The 19,816-nt window shown below is 65.8% G+C and carries 17 protein-coding genes and 3 tRNA genes; 14 read left to right on the forward strand and 6 right to left on the reverse strand.

Translation table 11 applies throughout. From position 1 onward, the window contains the following. Positions 1-3: 3 nt before the first annotated feature. The 4 genes from ACUDP5_RS08520 to ACUDP5_RS08535 all read right to left on the reverse strand — a co-directional run bounded on the left by ACUDP5_RS08520 (position 4) and on the right by ACUDP5_RS08535 (position 5,023). A complete protein-coding gene (locus ACUDP5_RS08520; RefSeq protein WP_263914961.1) occupies positions 4-1,674 on the reverse strand; it encodes an FMN-binding glutamate synthase family protein in 1,671 nt (556 codons plus the stop codon). Positions 1,675-1,765: 91 nt separating this feature from the next. Next, on the reverse strand, positions 1,766-2,989 hold the full coding sequence (locus ACUDP5_RS08525) for a YeeE/YedE family protein (protein WP_445658548.1): 1,224 nt from the start codon (positions 2,987-2,989) through the stop codon (positions 1,766-1,768). A gap of 157 nt (positions 2,990-3,146) precedes the next feature. Further along, positions 3,147-4,091 (reverse strand): AEC family transporter, encoded by a 945-nt coding sequence (locus ACUDP5_RS08530; RefSeq protein ID WP_445658549.1) that lies wholly within the window; start codon positions 4,089-4,091, stop codon positions 3,147-3,149. Between the two features lie 35 nt (positions 4,092-4,126). Then, on the reverse strand, positions 4,127-5,023 hold the full coding sequence (locus tag ACUDP5_RS08535) for a DMT family transporter (protein ID WP_263914990.1): 897 nt from the start codon (positions 5,021-5,023) through the stop codon (positions 4,127-4,129). Between the two features lie 114 nt (positions 5,024-5,137). Here ACUDP5_RS08535 and ACUDP5_RS08540 point away from each other — a divergent pair, with 114 nt between their 5' ends. Then, positions 5,138-5,578, forward strand: a complete 441-nt coding sequence (locus ACUDP5_RS08540) for a GNAT family N-acetyltransferase (protein WP_445658550.1) — start codon at positions 5,138-5,140, stop codon at positions 5,576-5,578. 148 nt (positions 5,579-5,726) lie between these two features. On the opposite strand, the gene ACUDP5_RS08545 is transcribed toward ACUDP5_RS08540, so the two are convergent. Then, positions 5,727-5,811, reverse strand: a tRNA-Leu gene (locus ACUDP5_RS08545). 187 nt (positions 5,812-5,998) lie between these two features. Between ACUDP5_RS08545 and ACUDP5_RS08550 the strand changes: the two genes are divergently transcribed. After that, entirely contained in the window at positions 5,999-6,610 is a 612-nt protein-coding gene (locus ACUDP5_RS08550) for a tRNA-uridine aminocarboxypropyltransferase (protein ID WP_445658551.1), read from the forward strand. Positions 6,611-6,754: 144 nt separating this feature from the next. Here ACUDP5_RS08550 and ACUDP5_RS08555 read toward each other — a convergent pair. Next, positions 6,755-6,839: transfer RNA gene (locus ACUDP5_RS08555), tRNA-Leu, on the reverse strand. 212 nt (positions 6,840-7,051) lie between these two features. On the opposite strand from ACUDP5_RS08555, the gene rnr reads away from it, so the two are divergent. The 12 genes from rnr to ACUDP5_RS08615 all read left to right on the forward strand — a co-directional run bounded on the left by rnr (position 7,052) and on the right by ACUDP5_RS08615 (position 19,700). Beyond that, positions 7,052-9,517, forward strand: coding sequence for a ribonuclease R (gene rnr, locus ACUDP5_RS08560; protein WP_263914966.1), 2,466 nt, complete (start codon positions 7,052-7,054; stop codon positions 9,515-9,517). 148 nt (positions 9,518-9,665) lie between these two features. Further along, on the forward strand, positions 9,666-10,403 hold the full coding sequence (rlmB, locus tag ACUDP5_RS08565; RefSeq protein ID WP_175194733.1) for a 23S rRNA (guanosine(2251)-2'-O)-methyltransferase RlmB: 738 nt from the start codon (positions 9,666-9,668) through the stop codon (positions 10,401-10,403). A gap of 61 nt (positions 10,404-10,464) precedes the next feature. Then, positions 10,465-11,709: a cystathionine gamma-synthase family protein gene (locus ACUDP5_RS08570; protein WP_445658552.1), complete on the forward strand. Its 1,245-nt coding sequence runs from the start codon at positions 10,465-10,467 to the stop codon at positions 11,707-11,709. Positions 11,710-11,761: 52 nt separating this feature from the next. Next, the gene (locus tag ACUDP5_RS08575) at positions 11,762-12,442 is read left to right on the forward strand and encodes a Fe2+-dependent dioxygenase (RefSeq protein WP_263914968.1); all 681 of its coding nucleotides are present in this window, start codon (positions 11,762-11,764) and stop codon (positions 12,440-12,442) included. A 355-nt stretch (positions 12,443-12,797) separates the two neighbouring features. Then, positions 12,798-13,070 (forward strand): HU family DNA-binding protein, encoded by a 273-nt coding sequence (locus tag ACUDP5_RS08580; RefSeq protein ID WP_003812968.1) that lies wholly within the window; start codon positions 12,798-12,800, stop codon positions 13,068-13,070. Positions 13,071-13,209: 139 nt separating this feature from the next. Next, positions 13,210-13,285 (forward strand) — tRNA-Val (locus ACUDP5_RS08585). A 310-nt stretch (positions 13,286-13,595) separates the two neighbouring features. After that, a complete protein-coding gene (locus tag ACUDP5_RS08590; RefSeq protein ID WP_263914969.1) occupies positions 13,596-14,390 on the forward strand; it encodes an energy transducer TonB in 795 nt (264 codons plus the stop codon). Position 14,391: 1 nt separating this feature from the next. After that, positions 14,392-15,357, forward strand: coding sequence for a MotA/TolQ/ExbB proton channel family protein (locus ACUDP5_RS08595; protein ID WP_263914970.1), 966 nt, complete (start codon positions 14,392-14,394; stop codon positions 15,355-15,357). Next, positions 15,357-15,836 (forward strand): biopolymer transporter ExbD, encoded by a 480-nt coding sequence (locus tag ACUDP5_RS08600; RefSeq protein ID WP_263914971.1) that lies wholly within the window; start codon positions 15,357-15,359, stop codon positions 15,834-15,836. Before ACUDP5_RS08595 ends, ACUDP5_RS08600 begins: the two co-directional genes overlap by 1 nt. A 65-nt stretch (positions 15,837-15,901) precedes the next feature. Next, positions 15,902-16,573, forward strand: coding sequence for a response regulator transcription factor (locus ACUDP5_RS08605; protein ID WP_006218435.1), 672 nt, complete (start codon positions 15,902-15,904; stop codon positions 16,571-16,573). An 86-nt stretch (positions 16,574-16,659) separates the two neighbouring features. Next, complete coding sequence (locus tag ACUDP5_RS08610; RefSeq protein ID WP_263914972.1) at positions 16,660-17,775, forward strand: sensor histidine kinase; 1,116 nt, start codon at positions 16,660-16,662, stop codon at positions 17,773-17,775. Continuing rightward, complete coding sequence (locus ACUDP5_RS08615; RefSeq protein ID WP_263914973.1) at positions 17,772-19,700, forward strand: potassium transporter Kup; 1,929 nt, start codon at positions 17,772-17,774, stop codon at positions 19,698-19,700. The genes ACUDP5_RS08610 and ACUDP5_RS08615 overlap by 4 nt, the downstream gene beginning before the upstream one ends. Positions 19,701-19,816: the final 116 nt, after the last annotated feature.

Raw genomic sequence — 19,816 nt, forward strand, 5'->3', positions numbered from 1 at the left:
CCGTCAGGCCGGCGCAGCCTGCGGCGGATGGGCCATCGCACGTTCCTGCGCCAGCGCGGTGCTGATGTCGTGCGTGGGCTGGAACGAATTGGCCTGCGCCATGGCCCAGCCGGCGCGGAACACCTGGTGGCGGAATTCGCCGCGCAGCAGCTCGCCGGGAGCCAGTTCGGGGAACAGCGCCGACAGCAGGCGGATCTCGCTGGACGAGATGCGGCGGGCGATATGGTGCGGCCGCAGCTGGCCCGGATGCGTCAGGCCGGCAGCGGCCAGCAACTCGGCCAACGCATGCAGCGTGTTCTTGTGGAAGTTGGCCACGCGCTGGGCCTTGTCCGGCACCACCAGCGCGCGCTGGCGCAGCGGGTCCTGGGTCGTTACGCCGGTCGGGCATTTGCCGGTGTGGCAGGCCTGCGCCTGGATGCAGCCGATGGCGAACATGAAGCCGCGCGCGGCGTTGCACCAGTCGGCGCCCATGGCCATGACGCGGGCCATGTCGAACGCGGTGATGATCTTGCCCGAGGCGCCCAGCTTGATGCGGTCGCGCAGGTTCACGCCGATCAGGGTGTTGTGCACCAGGCGCAGGGCTTCGCGCAGCGGCGTGCCCACATGGTCGACGAATTCCACCGGCGCGGCGCCGGTGCCGCCCTCGGCGCCGTCGACCACGATGAAGTCGGGCGTGATGCCGGTTTCGAGCATGGCCTTGACGATGGCGAACCATTCCCAGGGGTGGCCCACGCAGAACTTGAAGCCAACCGGCTTGCCGCCCGACAGTTCCCGCAGGCGGGCCACGAACCTCATCAGGCCGATGGGCGTGTCGAAGGCCGAGTGGCTGGCCGGTGAATTGCAGTCCTGCCAGGCGACCACGCCGCGCGCTTCGGCGATTTCGGGCGTGACCTTGCCGGCGGGCAGGATGCCCCCGTGGCCTGGCTTGGCGCCTTGCGACAGCTTGATCTCGATCATCTTCACCTGCGGCGTACAGGCATTCTTGATGAAGGCTTCTTCGGAAAACGCGCCGTGCTCGTCACGGCAGCCGAAGTAGCCCGAGCCGATGTTCCAGACCAGGCTGCCGCCCGGCTGGCGGTGGTAGCGGCTGATGCCACCTTCGCCCGTGTCGTGCGCGAAATTGCCTTGGCGCGCGCCTTCGTTCAGGGCCAGCACGGCGTTGGCCGACAGGGCGCCAAAGCTCATGGCCGACACGTTGAAGGCCGACATCGAATAGGGCTGGGTACAGTCCGGCCCGCCGACGGTGACACGGAAATCGGTATCGCGGATGTGGGTGGGCGACATGGAATGGTTGATCCATTCGTAGCGGTCGCCGTAGACGTCTTCCTGGGTGCCGAAGGGGCGCTTGTCGATCTCGCGCTTGGCGCGCTGGTACACGATCGAACGTTGCGCGCGCGAGAACGGCGATGCCTGGGTGTCGTCTTCCAGGAAGTATTGGCGAATCTCGGGGCGGATGAATTCGAACAGAAAGCGCAGGTTGCCCAGCACCGGGTAATTGCGGCGGATGGCGTGGCGCGTCTGGATCAGGTCGTAGACGCCCAGGGCCCCCAGCATGGCCAGCGGGATGGCGGCCCACAGCCATCCGAGCGAGTCCGTGGCGGCCAGCACGGTGGTCACGGCGGCGCCCGCCAGGGTCAAGATAAAGGCCGTGAAGCGGCCGGCAATCCATTGCATGTCCATCTCCGTGTTGCGGAATGCAGCAACCTTACACCACGGCGGACGTAAAAATGCCCCCTGGCAGGGGGCATTGCTGGAACAGTGTTTTTCAGCAGCTGGATGCCGCGGGCGTCTTTTCGACCGCCAGGCCGAACAGCGGGCGCAGGCGCACGCCCAGGGCGCTGCCCGCGAAAGCGGCCGGCAACCACAGCCAGGCGTGCAGGCTGCCCGACAGGATGCCGCTGAAATACGCGCCAATGTTGCAGCCGAAGGCCAGGCGTGCGCCGTAGCCCAGCAGCAGGCCGCCGATGACCGCGCCGGCCAGCGAACGGGCGGGCACCTTCCAGACAGGCGCGAACTTGCCGGCGGCGCTGGCCGCGGCCAGGGCGCCCAGCATCAGGCCGATGTCCATGACCGTGGTCACGTCCTGGCGCAGCGGCGCGCCCAGGGCGGCCTGCTTGCTCCAGTAGGCCCAGGTGGCCACGTCGCCGCCCATGGCATCCAGCGCCTTGGCGCCCCACAGCGCGAAGGCCGACGTGATGCCCCAGGGGCGGCCGGCCAGCGCCAGCGTGGCGAAGTTCAGTACCACCAGGGCCACGCCGCCCCAGATCAGCGGCCAGGGGCCTTGCAGCAGCGACGCCGGCCGGGCCGTGCGCGAGGCGAACGACACCACGTGGCCGTGGCGGCGTTTTTCCAGGACGGTAGCGATCCAGGCGATCAGGGCAAACACCGCCAGGTTGGCGATGATCGCGGGCGCCAGGCCCCAGGTCTTGATGAGCGAGGTGGGTGCCAGCGCGGGCAGGGTCGACCACCAGCCGAAGTTGGCGGTGGCGATGACCGAGCCGATGATGAAGAACAACAGCGTGACCAGCATGCGCGTATTGCCGCCGCCCACCGCGAACAGCGTGCCCGAGGCGCAGCCGCCGCCCAGCTGCATGCCGATGCCGAACAGGAACGCGCCCAGCAGCACCGAAACGCCCGGGGGCGACACCAGGCCGTTGACGGGCTGGCCGAACAGCGAGCCCTGCGCAAGGAACGGGAAGAACAGCAGCACGCCCACGGCCAGCATGAACATCTGCGCGCGCAGCCCGGCGCCGCGGCGATCCGACACGAATACGCGCCACGCCTGGGTGAAGCCGAACGAGGCGTGGTAGAGCGCCACGCCCAGCAGCGCGCCAACTATCCACAACGCGCCCTGGCGCCAACTGACCGTCTGGTTCAGGTACAGGGCGCCGGCCAGCACCAGCAGCAGTGCAATCCAGAGCGGCTTGCGGTTGATCTGGATGGGCGGCAGCGCCGACGGCAAGGGCAGGGTGGAGGCGTGGGTGCTCATGGGCGAGTCCGGGGAAAATCGGTCAGTCAATGCAAACGGGCGCGTCGCCGCACCCGTCATCGTGGATCAAGTCTAAAGGGCAGCGAACATTTCTCAAAGCATCTATTTATGCTTCTTTAATAACTATTAATAATATAGGGGCTCGCCTTGGCGAGCGCTACGAAATCGGGTGGGCGCTGATCCAGGCCACCAGCACGCTGACTGTCAGGACGGACAAGACGGTGGACACCAGGATCGCGCGCGACGTGACGCGGGCGTCGCGGCCATACATCTTGGCCAGCATGAACGGGCCGGTGCCAATCGGCAGGGCGCTCATCAGCACCGCGGTCCAGGCCCACAGCGGCGGCATGGAAAACACCTGGAAGGCCAGCAACGCCGTCACGGCCGGTTGCAGCAGCAGTTTGCCGGCGACCAGCCGCAGCACGCCCGGACCGGCGCTGGCGGTTTCGGTCTGCGCCAGGAACAGGCCAATGGTCACCAGCGCGCAGGGGCTGGCCGACGCGCCCAGCAGTGCTACGTAGCGGTCCACGCCATCAGGCAGCGGCACGCCGGTGCCGGCCCAGGCCAGACCCAGCACCGGTGCGGCCAGCAGCGGATTGCGCATCAGCGCCCGGCCGACCTTCAGCAGCGTGGCGGGCAGGCTGGGCGCCTGTTGGCGGTCGAATTCGATCAAGGCGATGGCCACGCCGAACAGTACGCTGGCCGTCAGCAGGGTGGTGAAGGCCGCGGGCGCCAGGCTTTCGGCGCCGAACAGTGCCAGGCACAGCGGAATGCCCATGTAGCCGGCGTTGGCGTATGAGGCGGCCAGCCCCTCGATGCTGCGGTCGGTCAGGCCGGTGGGGCCGCGCTTGCGTGGCACGAACGACACCAGGAAGGTCACGGCGATGCCGCCGGCGAACGCGCCCACGAAACCCCAGTGCGCCATGCGCGTCAGGTCCACCTGCGTCATGGCGCGAAACAGCAGCGCCGGCAACGACAGGTAGACCACGTAGCGGTTCAGGGCGTCGGTGGCGCCAGCCCCCAGCACGCGCCACCGCGCCGCCAGCCATCCGGTCAGGATCAGCGCAAAGACCGGCAGGGCGGCGGTGATGACGGCATTCATGGCGGCATGAGAGGGGGGGCGAAAAGCCGGTCATTCTACCGGGCGGACGCCGGCCGCGCGGATCGCGTCACCAGCAGGATGCCCAGCGCCGCCAGCGCCATGCCGGGCCAGGCGAGCGGCGGAATCGGCTCTTGCAGCACCAGCAGGGCGATGACGGCCGTGGTGGGCGGTACCAGGAAGAACAGGGCGGACACGCGGGACGCCTCGCCATGGCGGATCATCGCCAGCAGCAACGTGATCGCGACCAGCGAATTGCCGACCACCAGATAGGCCAGCGAGCCCAGCAGCGGTCCGGTCCACTCGATTTGCATGGGTTCCAGCCACCAGGCCAGCGGTGCGCTCACCAGCAGTCCCACCGTGTATTGCACGGTATTGGACGTGACGGGATGGGTCTGCACCCCGAAGCGCTTTTCGTACAGCGTGCCGCTGGTGATGCACAGCAGGGCGGCCACGGCGAACGCCAGGCCCAGTGGCGACGCCAGGTCGACCGAGGCCTTGGATACGATGACCAGCGCGGCGCCGCACACGCCCAGTCCCAGGCCGGCCCAGCGCCGCGCATCGACGCGTTCGTGCGCGATGGCCGGTGCCAAGAGGCCGATCAGGATGGGTTGCAGCGATGTGATCAGCGCGACGCCGCCGGCCGACATGCCGTGCTTGAGTGCCAGGTAGGTAAAGCAGAAATAGCCCGCCTGCAGCAGCAGGCCGACCATGGCCAGGTGGCCCCAGGCGCTGGCGCCGCGCGGCAGCGGCGGGCGCAACGCCAGCAGCAGCGGTGCCAGCAGCAGCAGCACGCAGGCGTAGCGCAGCGCCAGGAAGGTCATCGGGTCGGCATAGGCCAGCCCGACCTTGAGCACCACGAAGCCGCTGGACCACAGCAGCAGGAAAAGCGCGGGGGCGAATTTCAACCAGGCGGGCGTGGCGGCTTGCGGCATGGGCATGGGCGAGGGGAGGCCAGCCGCGATCGTACGCCTGTTTCACCGGGGAGCCATCCCTGCGAAAATGAGGGCAACGCAATCATGGACAGCGGCGACGCGAAGGAAAACAACATGGCCAGCGAAAAACCGGCGGTACGCATCTCTCTGGGAACCTGGGACCGCCTGCGCGACGACGCCTCGTCGGTGCGCTATGAAGTGTTCGTGATCGAACAGAACGTGCCGCCCGAAGTCGAGATGGACGATGACGACGCGGTCTCGGTGCACGCCGTGGCCTATGCCGCCGACGGCACGCCGCTGGGCACCGGGCGCCTGTTGCCCGACGGCCACATCGGCCGCATGGCCGTGCACAAGCGGGCGCGCGGCCTGGGCGTGGGCGGCCTGTTGCTCGATGCCCTGATCGGGCAGGGCCACGGCGACGGCCACCGCATGCTGGTGCTGCACGCGCAAACCCACGCCAAGGGCTTCTACGAAGCGCACGGTTTCCGCGTGGAAGGCGAGGAGTTCATCGAGGCCGGCATTGCGCACGTCGTGATGACGCGGGTGCTGGCTTAAGGCGGGGACCCGGCCCGCGATGCGGCGGGCCGGCGACCTGGCTTCGGGTTGGCGGCAGAGCCGTCAGCAGAAAAGAAAAAACCCCGGTCGCATTCGCGAACGGGGTTTTTCTTGGCGCATCACGACAGGTACCTCGTGATGTAATAATTGGTGCCCAGGAGAGGACTCGAACCTCCACACCTTGCGGCACATGGACCTGAACCATGCGCGTCTACCAATTCCGCCACCTGGGCGCTGTTGCTTCACATTTCGCGGCGCTTGTCGTTGGCTTTTCAGCTAGCGGCTTGCGTTTCGTTTCGTGTTCAGCAGCAGAGGAACGAGATTATGCATACTTTTTTTAAAGTGTGCAAGTCGTGCGGCATTTTTTTCATTTTTTTTGGATTTTTTTTGAAGGCGTCGCTTTCGCTATAGTGTCGCCCCATGTCTCGTACTGTCTGCCTGCGCTGCAAGCGCCCTGAATCCCATTGCCTGTGCGCCTTGATTCCCTCGTTGGCGCCGCGCACGCGCGTGCTGGTGTTGCAGCACCCCAGCGAAGCGCGCCATGCGTTGAACACGGCCCGACTGGCGGTGCTGGGGCTGGCGGGCGGGCGCCGGCTGGTGGGGGAGTATTTTCGGCCCGAGCAATGGGCCGAGCCGGGCTGGGCGTCGCATGTGCTGTTTCCGGGCGAGGGCGCCCAGGTGCTGCAGCCGGGCTGTGCGGCAGCCCGTGGCGGACCGGTGCAGTTGATCGTGCCGGACGGCACCTGGACCCATGCACGCAAGCTGCTGCACATCAATCCCGAATTGGCCGCGCTGCCGCGAGTGATGCTGCCCGCCGGATTGACGACGCGCTATCGGGTCCGGCATGCCGACATCCCCGGCGCCCTGTCCACCATCGAAGCGGTAACCCATGCGCTCAATGCGCTGGAGGCGCCGCACCACTTCGATGCCTTGCTGCGGCCGTTCGAAGCGCTGATCGACGGGCAGATCGAAGGCATGGGCGCGGACCTGTATGCGCGCCATCACCTCAATAGAAAGGTGCCCCGGCGCTGAGCGGGCGTGGCGGGGATAGGGCGCCAAACATGCTGGGGCGCGCCGCAAAGCAAAAGCCCCGGCAATCTTTCGATTACCGGGGCCTTCAACTTTTTAATCAACGCCGCTTGCATCGTGATGCCAGCCGCCTTGATCGGAATTCCGTGGTGCCCAGGAGAGGACTCGAACCTCCACACCTTGCGGCACATGGACCTGAACCATGCGCGTCTACCAATTCCGCCACCTGGGCACTGAGAGATTTCGGTAAAGACTTTGTGATACGCTGCCGCTCAGTTGCATGGGTTTTGTTTTTCACATTACCGATGCTGCCGGTGCAGTCAGAAATCACAAAACAGTATGTAGTTAAAAAATCAATCTACAATCCGTCTCGACCACTTCTGCTTCAGTGTTCAGCCTTGGGCGAACCACAGAAGCTGCGCATTATATACGGAAAATTTAGCTTTGGCAAAACGATCGAATAACGAATCGAACAACAACAGATCCACTCCGTTGCCGGAAGCGCCGCCTGACTTCGACCCCGATGTCCCGTCCCGTGAAGCCATCCTGAAAGCGCTGCGATCCGCGGGGGCGCCGTTGTCACCCGTGGAGCTGGCCGAGCGCATGGGCGTGGAGCGTCCCGCGACGCTGGTGGGTTTCGAACGCCGCCTGGGCGCCATGGAGCGCGACGGCCAGTTGATGCCCAACCGCAAGGGTGTCCTGCTGCTGGCGACCAAACTGGATTTCGTCGCCGGCAAGGTGCTGGGTCACCGCGACGGTTTCGGTTTCCTGTTGCGCGACGACGGCGGGCCGGACCTGTTCCTGTCGCCGCGCGAAATGCTCAAGGTACTGCATGGCGACCGCGTGCTGGTCAAGCCCACGGGCGAATACCGGGGCAAGCCGGAAGGCACCATCGTCGAAGTCATCGAGCGCCGCACCAACAAACTGGTGGGGCGCTTCCTGCATGAGCACGGCCTGTCCATCGTGGTGCCTGAAGACCAGCGCATCAAGCACGACATCCTGATTCCTCCCAGCGACACCAATGGCGCCCAGCATGGGCAGGTGGTGGCGGTCGAGATCATGGAGCAGCCCACCCGCCATACGCAGCCGCTGGGCCGCGTAGCCGAAGTGTTGGGTGAAATCGATGATCCGGGCATGGAAATCGAGATCGCGGTGCGCAAGTTCGACGTGCCCGTGGAATTCTCGGAAGCCGCGCGCAAGCAGGCCGCCCGCCTGCCCGACGTGGTGCGCAAGAGCGACCTGAAAGATCGCGTCGACCTGCGTGACGTGCCGCTCATCACCATCGATGGCGAAGATGCGCGCGACTTCGACGACGCCGTCTACTGCGAAGCCGTCGAACTGGGTACCGGCCAGCGCAAGCGTCCCGGTTGGCGCCTGCTGGTGGCCATTGCCGACGTCAGCAATTATGTGCGTCCCGGCGACGCCCTGGACGACGACGCGGTCGAGCGCGGTACCAGCGTGTACTTTCCGCGCCGCGTGATACCGATGTTGCCCGAATCGCTGTCCAACGGCCTGTGTTCGCTGAACCCGGACGTCGACCGCCTGGTGCTGGTCTGCGACATGGTGATCCCGGCGACCGGCGCCAAGGCCGGCACGGTCACGGCATACCAGTTCTATAACGCGGTCATGCATTCGCACGCCCGCACCACCTATACCAATATCTGGGCTGCGCTGCAGCAGCCTGGCGGTCCGGCCGCCCATGCCATGCGCGCCGTCATGCCGCAGGTGCAGAGCCTGTACGAGCTCTATCACCTGCTGTCGCAGAGCCGCAAGAAGCGCGGCGCCATCGACTTCGACACGGTCGAGACCAAGATCGTCTGCAACGAGCTGGGCCGCATCGAACAGATCGTGCCGTCGGTGCGCAACGATGCCCACAAGCTGATCGAAGAGTGCATGCTGGCCGCCAACACCTGCGCGGCCGACTTCATGACGCGCAGCAAGCATCCCGGCCTGTACCGCATTCACGAAGGCCCGACACCCGAGCGCCTGCAGTCGCTGCGCGAATTCCTGCGCACCATGGGCCTGTCGCTGGGCGGGGGCGAGACGCCCACGGCCAAGGACTATGGTGATTTCCTGGATTCGGTACGTGGTCGTCCCGACTACCAGCTGCTGCAGACCATGTGCCTGCGCTCGATGCAGCAGGCCATCTACAGCCCCGATAACCTGGGTCACTTCGGCCTGGCCTATCCCGGCTACAGTCACTTCACCTCGCCGATCCGTCGTTATCCCGATCTGCTCACGCACCGCGTGATCAAGGCCCTGCTGGCCGGGCAGCGCTACGTGCCCAGCCTGGAGGACCAGCCGGTCGTCATCGGCCGTACCCAGCGCGAGCACGAACACGCCATCTGGGAAAAGATGGGCCTGGTGCTGTCGGCCAGCGAACGCCGCGCCGACGAGGCCTCCCGCGATGTCGAGGCCTGGCTCAAGTGCTGGTTCGTCAAAGAACGCGTGGGCGAAGACTTCAGCGGTACCGTCACGGGCGTGGCCAGCTTCGGCATCTTCGTCACGCTCGACACCCTGCACGTGGAAGGGCTGGTGCACGTGTCGGAACTGGGCGGCGAATACTTCCAGTTCAACGACGCGCTGCACGAGCTGCGCGGCGAACGCACGGGCATGCGCTATCGCCTGACCGACAAGGTCCAGGTGCAGGTGTCGCGCGTGGACCTGGAAGCGCGCCGCATCGAGTTCCGCCTGGTGCAGGGCACCAGCTTCGACGCCCTGCGCAAGGCGGCGGCCCGCGGCCCCGACGAGGGTCCGCGCCGCGTGAAGAAGGCGGCGGCGCCCAAGCCGGCCGCACTGAAAGGGCAGACCGCCAAGGAGCGGCGCGCCGAGGCCAAGAAGGCCGGCAAGCCGGCCAAGGCCCCCCAGCGCGCCGCGCCGGCCAAGAAAGCCGTGCGCAAGCGCCACTGACCCGACAGCGTCCGGTCTTGCGGCAAGCCCGCGGGCCGGACGTGGGACAAGCGCCCCATAAGGGGTAACATTGCGCCTATGGCCGGACCCGTCCGGCGGCCCGCTCCGCTCTGGGGCGGGTATTCGTTTTTCTAAAGGTATTGCATTTATGGCGTCGACCCAAGTTCTTGCCGGGTTTCACGCGGTGGTCGCGCGGCTGCGCCACGCGCCCGAGTCGATCAAGGATATTTACGTAGAAGCGTCGCGCCGCGACAAGCGCATGCAGACGTTCATCGAACAGGTCGAAAAGGCCGGCTGCCGCCTGCACCCGGTGCCCATGGAACGCCTGGACGGCCTGGCGCGCGGCACCCGCCACCAGGGAGTGGTGGCGCTGGCCGACGAACGCCAGCTGGCGGTCGACGTCGACGAAGTGCTCGACGTCATCGAAGGCCCGCCGCTGCTGCTGATTCTTGATGGCGTGACCGACCCCCACAACCTGGGCGCCTGCCTGCGCACAGCGGACGCCGCCGGCGTGCACGCCGTCATCGCGCCGCGCGACCGCGCGGTGGGCTTGAATGCCACCGTGCAGCGCGTGGCCTGCGGCGCGGCCGATACCGTGCCTTACCTGATGGTCACCAACCTGGCGCGCACGATGCGCAGCCTGAAAGACCGCGGTGTGTGGCTGGTGGGCACCGACGACCAGGCCACCGACAGCATGCACAAGATCGACGCGCGTCAGCCGATGGCCTGGGTCATGGGCGCCGAAGGCGAGGGCATGCGCCGCCTGACTCGCGAAACCTGCGACCAACTGGTCAATATCCCCATGCTGGGTTCGGTCGAAAGCCTGAACGTCAGTGTGGCCAGCGCCGTGTGCCTGTACGAGACCGTGCGCCAGCGCCAGGACTGATCCCACGCTGTTTTTTTGGTACTTCCTTTTTCGTAGCCCATTCTTTTCCGCGTAGCCCATCATGCACCAGAACGGCTTTACCACCACGATCCTCCATTCCGACCGCCAGCAATCCGTCGAGCACGGAGCGGTGCACAAGCCGATGCATCCCTCGTCCGAGTTCGCCTACGACGACGCCCGCGAGCTGGCCGCGGTGTTCCAGGGCAAGGCGGGGTTCACCTACGCACGCCAGGGTACGCCGACCACCACGGCGCTCGAAGCCAAGATCAACCACATGGAAGGCGGCAAGGGCACCGTCAGCTTCTCCACGGGCATGGCCGCGCTGGCCGCGATCTTCACCACCTTGCTGCGCCGGGGCGATCACCTGGTCTCCAGCCAGTACGTATTCGGCAACACCAACAGCCTGTTCGGGACGCTGCAGGAACTGGGCGTCGAGATCACCTTCGTCGACGCGACCGATTCCGCGCAAGTACGCGCGGCCATCCAGCCCAACACGCGCATGGTGTTCACCGAGACCATCGCCAACCCCGGCACGCAGGTCGCGGACCTGGCCGTCATCGGCGAGATCTGCCGTGAAAAGGGCCTGGTCTATGTCGTCGACAACACGCTGACGTCGCCGTGGATGTTCCGGCCGTCCACCGTGGGGGCTTCGCTGGTCATGAATTCGTTGTCCAAGTACATCGGCGGTCATGGCAACGCGCTGGGCGGCGCGGTGACCGACACGGGCCTGTACGACTGGTCGAACTACGCCAATATCTACGACACCTACCGCAAGGGTTCACCCACCAGCTGGGGCCTGACCCAGATCAAGAAGAAGGGCCTGCGCGACATGGGCGGCACGCTGGCGGCCGAACCCGCGCACCGCATTGCCGTGGGCGCCGAGACGCTGGCGCTGCGCATGGCCAAGCATTGCGCCAATGCGCTGGCGCTGGCGCGCTTCCTGCAAGAGCACCGCGGCGTGGCCAAGGTGCATTACCCCGGACTGGCCAGCCACGCGCAGCACGCGCGCGCCGCGGCACTGTTCGGTTCGCGTTTCGGTGGACTGCTGGGCGTGGAGCTTGCCGACGGCGTCGATTGCTTCGACTTCCTGAACCGCCTGCGCGTCGTGCTGATGGCCACCCACCTGGGCGACACGCGCAGCCTGGCGCTGCCCGCCGCGCACACCATCTACTACGAGATGGGCGCGGAACGCCGCAAGCAGATGGGCATCGCCGACAGCCTGATCCGCGTGTCCGTGGGCATCGAAGACGAAGCCGATCTGCTGTTTGATTTCGATCAGGCGCTCAACGGCTGCCTGCCGGGATAATCCACGGGGAGCGCCGGTGCGTCAGCGCGCCGGCCGAACAGGGCAGGAACCCATGCTGATACAGATTGCCGAAGTCTTCTCTCCGATCGAGGCGGCCGATATCCGCCGCCGCCTGGACGCTGTCGACTGGGTCGACGGCAAGGTCACGGCGGGCTACCAGTCCGCCGAGGTCAAGCGCAACCGCCAATTGCCCGAACAGCATCCGCTGGCGCAGGAACTGGGCAACCTGATCCTGCAGCGCCTGGCAGTCAACAACCTGTTCATGTCGGCGGCCTTGCCGCGCAAGATCTTCCCGCCGCTGTTCAATCGCTACGAAGGGGGCGAGGCCTTCGGCTATCACGTCGACAACGCCGTGCGTGGCGTCACCGGCACGGCCGAACGCGTGCGCACCGACCTGTCCGCCACGCTGTTTTTCTCGGACCCTGATTCCTATGACGGCGGCGAGCTGGTCATCGACGATACGTACGGCCCGCGCGCCGTGAAGCTGCCTGCCGGGCACATGGTGCTGTATCCAGGCACCAGCCTGCACAAGGTCAACCCGGTGACGCGCGGCGCCCGCGTGAGCTCGTTCTTCTGGATGCAAAGCCTGGTGCGCGAAGACAGCCAGCGCGCCTTGCTGCTCGACATGGACGTGGCCATACAGCGCTTGAACCAGGACACGCCGGGCCATGCGTCGATCGTTCAGCTGACCGGCATCTATCACAATTTGCTGCGCCGCTGGGTCGACGTCTGACGCTGTTCCAGAACGCGTTGCGGGGGTGTCGCGCAAACCCCGAAATGCGCGTTTTTGTTTATTGCGAAAAGACCTAAAAGCTAGTATTGGTGCGGGTTGTGGTGAGGTTTTCGCTTGACAGCCGCTCTACGCCAAGGCCTAATACACGTCTGCGTCGCTGACGGTTTGAGGGCTTGAAAGTCCTTGAAACCCAAGCGGCGCAGCAGTTTAAAAGTTGTGCTTTGCAGCGCAAGAAAAAGTTTATCCACTAGTCTGTTCGTCGTTTGTCGGGTCTTCGCGTCAAGTCGTGGCCTTCCCATGACAGCCATGAACTGCACTCCCGGCAGACTCCATACCTTGTGAGGGGTACACCTGAATGAACAAAACCGAACTCATCGATCACATCGCCAGCAAGGCCGATATCTCCAAGGCTGCCGCCGGTCGTTCGCTCGACGCCCTGATCGGTGCCGTCAAGACCACCCTGAAGAAGGGCGGTACGGTCACCCTGGTGGGCTTTGGCACGTTTGCCGTGTCGGCTCGCGCAGCTCGCACCGGCCGCAACCCGCGCACGGGTGAAACCATCAAGATCAAGAAGGCCAAGGTGCCGAAGTTCCGTCCGGGCAAGGCCCTGAAGGACGCCGTCAACTGATTGACGCCATGGCGAATCCCGCGGCTCCGGCGCCCGGTGATTTGCCGACAGGTACGCGGTCCGGTATACTCCGGCCCGCGTATTGCTTTTGAGTACCCCGGCAGGCGTTTTTCGCAAAGTCGAAAGCCGCAACCAAGACGGGTGCTTAGCTCAGTTGGTAGAGCGGCGCCCTTACAAGGCGTAGGTCACAGGTTCGACCCCTGTAGCACCCACCAGAAGCAGTCAGCGGTCTTGCACCGCCAAGCCGATCCAGAACCCGCACACGTCGCCGTGGCGGGTTTTTTGTTTTGCGCGCGATTCATCGGGCCAGCCCATGGGGGCCGCCCGCCTGGGCGCAACGATGCAGGGGCATCGGTCCCGGGTTGAGCGACATCAAGAGTGTTACTCTGTTCCACCTGAAATATGGCGTGCGAATCATTCGCATTTAAGATATGATGTTCGGCTTGTACCGGTCAGCCGGCGGCGCCTTCGGGCGCGCGTCTTTTTTCTGGCTGGCCAGATAAGTTAATGCACCCTGGCTGATTCATGCCTAGCTTTCAACGTGGTTTGAACTCTACTCCGACGTCTTCATTTGGTATTCGCGCAGGCGCTGGCCTGGCGGTCGTTGCGCTACATGCCGCAGTGGTCTATGCCATTTACATGGCACCCGCAAGCCGTCCTGAATTGGAGGAACCCGAGGCCATCATGGTGAGCGTAGTCGACGCACCCATTCCCCAGATCGCCAAAGCCGAGCCCACACCGGAACCGCCGCAGCCGGTCGTCGAAACGCCGCCGCCGCAGCCCGAGGTCGAACCCGAGCCCGAACCCGAACCGGAACTCAAGCCCGAGCCGGAACCCGAGCCCGAGCCCGTCGTCGAGAAGCCGCCGATGCCGGCGCCCAAGCCCAAACCCAAGCCGAAACCCAAACCCCAGCCCAAGCAGGAAGCCAAGCCCGAGCCCAAGAAGGAAACGCCGCCCGTGCAGACGCCGCCGGCCGGCGCGCCCGAAGGCACGCAGGCGCCGCAGGGCCCCCAGCAGGGTCCGCCGCCGGACCAGCCGGTAATGGTGTCCAGTATCGAATTCCAGGGAGCGCGGCCCATGCCCAATTACCCGATGGCTTCGCGCCGCATGCGGGAAGAGGGGCGCGTGGTGGTGCTGGTGGAAATCAATACCCAGGGGCTCGTCGAGCGGGCGACCATCGACGCGTCTTCGGGGTTCCCAAGGCTTGACGAATCGGCGCTGGCCGCTGCCCGCAAGGGCCGTTTCAAACCGTATACCCGCAACGGCGTGGCTTACCCCGCCAAAGCAAAAATTCCGTTCGATTTCGTAATGAGGAACTGAGATGTCCAACGCAATGCATAGCGCTACCCTGGTGGCGCAGGCGACCACCAGCCCGGCCGCGGCGCCGGCGGCTGCCGCCGCCGCGCCCGCTGCCCAGCAGGCCGCCGCCACGGCCGGTGGCGTCGCCCAGCAGGCTGCCGGCACCGTCCAGCAAGCCACCGATGCGCTGCACACCGCAGCCGCCGCAATGCCCGCGGCGCCCGCGCCTGCGGCCGTCCCCGACATGGGCTTCCTGCACTTCGTCGCCCAGAGCGACTTCGTGGGCAAGAGCCTGTTCATCATCCTGATCCTGATGTCGCTGGTGACCTGGTACCTGATCCTGGTCAAGGTTGCCAGCAACGTCAGCATGCGCAAGCGCTCGGCCGACTTCCTGAACAAGTTCTGGAACGCCAGCTCGCTCGAGCAGGTCGAAAACGAAATCGTGACGCACGGCGCGCGCGATCCGTTCTCGCACCTGGCCAGCCACGCCATGCACGCCCAGGCGCACCACAGCAAGTTCGGCGCCACCAAGCTGGAAGAAGCCGGTTCGAACACCGACTTCGTCACCCGCACGATGCGCAAGGTGATCGACGAAGAAACCGCCAAGCTGGAAAACGGCCTGACGGTGCTGGCCTCGGTGGGGTCGACGGCGCCGTTCGTCGGCCTGTTCGGTACGGTGTGGGGCGTGTACCACGCGCTGGTCGGCATCGGCCTGTCCGATGGCGTCACCATCAACCGCATCGCCGGGCCGGTGGGCGAAGCACTGATCATGACTGGCCTGGGCCTGGCGGTTGCCATTCCGGCCGTGTTGGCCTACAACACCTTCGTGCGCAACAACCGCGTGTTCCTGTCGCGCCTGGATGCCTTCGCGCACGATCTGTTCGCCTTCCTGACGACCGGCCAGCAAGTGGCCCTGTCCGACGGCAAGGTGCGTGCCCTGCGCCGCCAGAACGGTAACGGCGCCGCGGTTCAACGCGGGAGCGAATAATGGCTTTTGGCAGCTTTGAGGGTAAAGGGTCCGGAAGCCACACGGTTTCCGAGATCAACATGGTGCCCCTGATCGACGTCATGCTGGTGCTGCTGGTGATCTTCATCATCACGGCGCCGCTGCTGGCGCACTCGATCAAGATCAACATGCCCCAGGTGGCTGCCGAGCAGATCGAGGAAGAACCCAAGACCGTGGACCTGGCCATCGATGCCAGCGGCGCGCTGTTCTGGGACGAGAAGCCGGTCAATATCGATGACCTGCCGAACCGCTTCAAGTCGATCGCCGGCACCAAGCCGCAACCGGAAATCCGCATCCGCGCCGACCAGAACACCCGCTACGAGACCCTGGCCAAGGTCATGGCCTCGGCCCGGCGATCGGGCATGACGCGCATCGGCTTCGTCACCACGCCGCCCTCGGGCGGAGCCCCGTCGGCCGGCGCGCCGGCGGGCGCCGCCGCCCCGGCACCGACCGGCAAGTGAACGTTTCCTGGGAAAAGGGGCGCATTGGGCGCCCCTTTTTTTTGGGATCGCGCTAGAATCGCGGCATGCGAGTTCTGGTAATCGAAGACGACACCACCCTGGGCCATGCGCTCCAGGAATTTCTGGCCGACCAGGGGTATGCGGTCGACTGGCTGACCGAGGGCGACCGGGTTCTGGGCGCGCTGGCAGGCCAGCCGTATGACCTGATGCTGCTCGACCTCAACCTGCCTGGTATGAGCGGCCTGGACGTCCTGCGCCAGTTGCGCCAGGACGGCAACCAGGTTCCGGTGCTGATCCTGACGGCCCGCGACGGCATCGAAGACCGCGTCGCCGGGCTGGATGCCGGCGCCGACGACTACGTCACCAAACCCTTTGAACTGCCCGAGCTGGCCGCGCGCGTGCGCGCCTTCGGCCGCCGCAGGGCAGGGCAGGCGCAGCCCCTGATCGAAGTCGGCCCGCTGGTGTTCGACACCGTCGGCCGCGAAGTCCGTGCCAACGGCCAGCGCCTGTCGCTGTCGGTGCGCGAACTGTCCGTCCTGGAAATGCTGATGGCCCGCGTGGGCCGGGTGGTGACCAAGCGCCAGATCGTCAATTCCCTGTCCGCCTGGGACGCCGACTTCAGCGAAAACGCAGTGGAAGTCTACGTTTACCGTCTGCGCAAGCGCCTGGAAGGCACGGGCGCCAGCATCCAGACGGTGCGTGGCTTCGGCTACATGCTGGATGTGGAAACGGCCTGACGGCCCGCCTGGCCGTCCTGCACCGGCCGGTATAGGCCGTTTGCAGCGGCCGGACGCCATTCCCGTCTAAGCGAGGGCTCCGCGTCATGACGCACGAACGCACTCCCCCCTCTCCCCCGGCCTCGCGCCCCTTGCTCCCGTCCCGTTCGCTTGCGCGGCATCTGGTCATCCGGCTGATGCCGCCGATCCTGCTGCTGGTGCTGCTGGACCTGGCCGCGACCTGGGTCATCACCCACAAGATCGACATGTCGTTGTGGATGCTGGAAGACTTCTTCTGGCTGATGGTGGTGGGGCAGGTGGCGCTGATCGGGCTGTTCACCTGGGTGGTGGTGCAGGGCGTGCGGTCCGGCCTGCGTTCGGTCAACCACCTGTCCGAGGAAATCCGGCAGCGCTCCATCGACGACATGCAGCCGCTGGAAGTGGCCGGCGTGCCGGTCGAGATCGAGCCCCTGGTCACCCATACCAACGACCTGCTGCTGCGGCTGGATGCGTCGCTGGCGGCGCAGCGCCGCTTCATCGGCCACGCGGCGCACCAGTTGCGCACGCCGCTGTCGGGCCTGCGGCTGGAATCCGAATTGATGCTGGCACGGCCCTTGCCTGACGACGTGCGGGCCCGCGCCGAGCGTATCAAGGCGGTCAGCGACCGCATGATCCGTCTGGGCCAGCAGTTGCTGGTGCTGGCGCGCGCCGACCCCAATGCCCGGCCGCAGGACAGCTTTGTGCGCATCGATCTGTGCGAATGGGTGCGGGCGCACGGCGCCGAGTGGTTTCCGCGGGTGCGCGAGGCTCGCTATGAACTGGATCTGGTGGCGCCCGATGCGCCGATCTGGATCGATGCCGACCCGTTGCTGCTGGCCGAGCTGCTCGGCAACCTGATCGACAATGCGCTGCGCTACGGCAACGCGACCGGCAAGATCACCTTGATCGTCGGCGCCAACCCGCCGTCCTTGACGGTCGAGGACGATGGCCCCGGTATTCCGCCCGAAGAGCGCGACCGCGTGTTCGAGGCGTTCTACCGCTCGCCCACGGTCACGGCCGGCGGGTCGGGCCTGGGGCTGGCGATCGTGCGCGAGATCGCGCATGCGCACGGCGCCTGGTGGAAGCTCACCAGCCGTCCCGACTTTTCCGGAACACGGCTTTCCGTCGTGTTTCCCGGCCCCCGCAAAGGGGCTCAACTCACTCGGCAAGAACCCACATCATGAGCCAAGGCACGGCTGGCGTTCCTTCCTCTCCCCCCGGTCACGCACCTGCCGGCCATGCGCCGTCTTCGCGCGCGGCGCTCGTTCTGGGGGCGCTGGGAGTGGTGTACGGCGACATCGGTACCAGCCCGTTGTACACATTGCGGGCCTGCCTGACCGGGTTGAGCGTGCACACCGACCTGGAGCCGGCCCATTTGCTGGGCGTGCTGTCCATCCTCTTCTGGATGCTGATGCTGGTGGTGTCGTTCAAGTATGTGACGCTGATCCTGCGGGCGGACAACCGCGGCGAAGGCGGCACCCTGGCGCTCCTGGAGCTGGCGGTGCGCAGCCGCGAGGGCAAGCTGCGGTGGGTGCTGATCGTGCTGGGTATTTTCGGCGCGGCGCTGTTCTATGGCGACAGCATGATCACGCCGGCGATTTCGGTGCTGTCGGCGCTGGAGGGGATCAGCATCGTGTCGCACACGCTCGATGCCTGGGTCGTGCCGCTGGCGCTGGTGGTGCTGGTGGCGCTGTTCGCGATCCAGTCGCACGGCACCGGGGCGATGGGCAAGCTGTTCGGGCCGGTGATGCTGTTGTGGTTCGGTACGCTGGCGGCGCTGGGGGGCTGGCAGGTGTGGCAGACGCCGGAGGTGCTGGCGGCCTTGAACCCGATGTGGGGGCTGCGCTTCATTGTCGAGTTCCCGCTGATCAGCTTCGTGCTGCTGGGCGCGGTGGTGCTGGCGCTGACCGGCGCCGAGGCGCTGTACGCGGACATGGGCCACTTCGGCCGTCCGGCGATCCGCAGCGCCTGGTTCAGCATGGTGCTGCCGGCGCTGACGCTTTGCTACTTTGGCCAGGGCGCCTTGCTGCTGCGTGATCCGACGGCGATTCGCAATCCGTTCTTCATGATGGCTCCGGAATGGGGCTTGGCGCCGCTGGTGGCGTTGGCGACGGTGGCGACGATCGTGGCGTCGCAAGCGGTGATTTCCGGCGCGTACTCGGTGACGCGCCAGGCAGTTCAACTGGGCTTCTGGCCGCGCATGCAGATCCTGCACACGTCGGCAGTGGAAAAGGGCCAGATCTACCTGCCGCAGGTCAATGCGCTGCTGCTGTGCGCAGTGCTGGTGCTGGTGCTGCTGTTCCGCAATTCGGACAACTTGGCGGCGGCCTACGGGTTCGCGGTGACGGGGACGATGCTGACGACGTCGGTGCTGGCGTTCGCGGTGCTGCCGCGCGGCACGACGGGGGCCAAGCGGATGCTGTGGTTCGTGGTGCTGGGGCTGTTGCTGCTGTTCGACGTGCTGCTGTTTTCGGCCAATGTGTTCAAGATCCACGAAGGCGGCTGGTTGCCGCTGGTGGTGGCGATCGTGGTGTTCACGCTGATGATGACGTGGCGCCGCGGGCGTCGGCTGCTGTCGGAGATGCAGCAGCGCGACCGCCAGCCGCTCAAGGAATTCATGGAGCAGCTCGAGGAATATCCGCCGTCGCGGGTGCCGGGCACGGCGATTTTCATGACGATGAATTCGGGGAACGTGCCGCCGGCCTTGCTGCACAACCTGAAGCACAACAAGGTGCTGCATGACCACGTGCTGTTCCTGACGATCCTGGTGGCGGACGTACCGTACATTTCGCCGGAAGAGCGCTTTACGGTGCACAAGCTGAGCGCGTCCAGCTGGGCGGCGACGATCAATTACGGGTTCAAGGAAGATCCGGACGTGCCGGAGGCGCTGCGCCTGGTGGCGGAGGCTTATCCGGAGCTGGATCTTGAGCCGATGCGGACGTCTTATTTCCTGTCGCGGCAGACGGTGGTGGCGGCTCGCAAGCCGGCTTTGTGGCGGTGGCGGCGGGCGGTGTTTTCTTTCATGGCTCGGAACTCTACGCGTAGTACCAAGTTCTTCAAGATTCCTGCCAATCGGGTGGTTGAGATGGGGATGCAGGTTGAGCTTTAAGGTTTTTTTGTAGCGTCGTGGGTTCTTGAGACGCCTGGCGCGTTGGCGGCTCGGGGGTGCGGGGCTACGATTGCGGTCCGGAGCCTTTGCTCCGGACTTCCCCTTCGTCATTCTCG

It is taken from the genome of Achromobacter sp. NCFB-sbj8-Ac1-l, from assembly GCF_052695805.1.

Excerpts from the sequence above, each read along its gene's own strand:
- ACUDP5_RS08520 (WP_263914961.1), bottom strand. The coding sequence starts at position 1,674 with ATGCAATGGATTGCCGGCCGCTTCACGGCCTTTATCTTGACCCTGGCG.
- ACUDP5_RS08525 (WP_445658548.1), bottom strand. The coding sequence starts at position 2,989 with ATGAGCACCCACGCCTCCACCCTGCCCTTGCCGTCGGCGCTGCCGCCC.
- ACUDP5_RS08530 (WP_445658549.1), bottom strand. The coding sequence starts at position 4,091 with ATGAATGCCGTCATCACCGCCGCCCTGCCGGTCTTTGCGCTGATCCTG.
- ACUDP5_RS08535 (WP_263914990.1), bottom strand. The coding sequence starts at position 5,023 with ATGCCGCAAGCCGCCACGCCCGCCTGGTTGAAATTCGCCCCCGCGCTT.
- ACUDP5_RS08540 (WP_445658550.1), top strand. The coding sequence starts at position 5,138 with ATGGCCAGCGAAAAACCGGCGGTACGCATCTCTCTGGGAACCTGGGAC.
- ACUDP5_RS08550 (WP_445658551.1), top strand. The coding sequence starts at position 5,999 with ATGTCTCGTACTGTCTGCCTGCGCTGCAAGCGCCCTGAATCCCATTGC.
- rlmB (WP_175194733.1), top strand. The coding sequence starts at position 9,666 with ATGGCGTCGACCCAAGTTCTTGCCGGGTTTCACGCGGTGGTCGCGCGG.
- ACUDP5_RS08570 (WP_445658552.1), top strand. The coding sequence starts at position 10,465 with ATGCACCAGAACGGCTTTACCACCACGATCCTCCATTCCGACCGCCAG.
- ACUDP5_RS08575 (WP_263914968.1), top strand. The coding sequence starts at position 11,762 with ATGCTGATACAGATTGCCGAAGTCTTCTCTCCGATCGAGGCGGCCGAT.
- ACUDP5_RS08580 (WP_003812968.1), top strand. The coding sequence starts at position 12,798 with ATGAACAAAACCGAACTCATCGATCACATCGCCAGCAAGGCCGATATC.
- ACUDP5_RS08590 (WP_263914969.1), top strand. The coding sequence starts at position 13,596 with ATGCCTAGCTTTCAACGTGGTTTGAACTCTACTCCGACGTCTTCATTT.
- ACUDP5_RS08595 (WP_263914970.1), top strand. The coding sequence starts at position 14,392 with ATGTCCAACGCAATGCATAGCGCTACCCTGGTGGCGCAGGCGACCACC.
- ACUDP5_RS08600 (WP_263914971.1), top strand. The coding sequence starts at position 15,357 with ATGGCTTTTGGCAGCTTTGAGGGTAAAGGGTCCGGAAGCCACACGGTT.
- ACUDP5_RS08605 (WP_006218435.1), top strand. The coding sequence starts at position 15,902 with ATGCGAGTTCTGGTAATCGAAGACGACACCACCCTGGGCCATGCGCTC.
- ACUDP5_RS08610 (WP_263914972.1), top strand. The coding sequence starts at position 16,660 with ATGACGCACGAACGCACTCCCCCCTCTCCCCCGGCCTCGCGCCCCTTG.
- ACUDP5_RS08615 (WP_263914973.1), top strand. The coding sequence starts at position 17,772 with ATGAGCCAAGGCACGGCTGGCGTTCCTTCCTCTCCCCCCGGTCACGCA.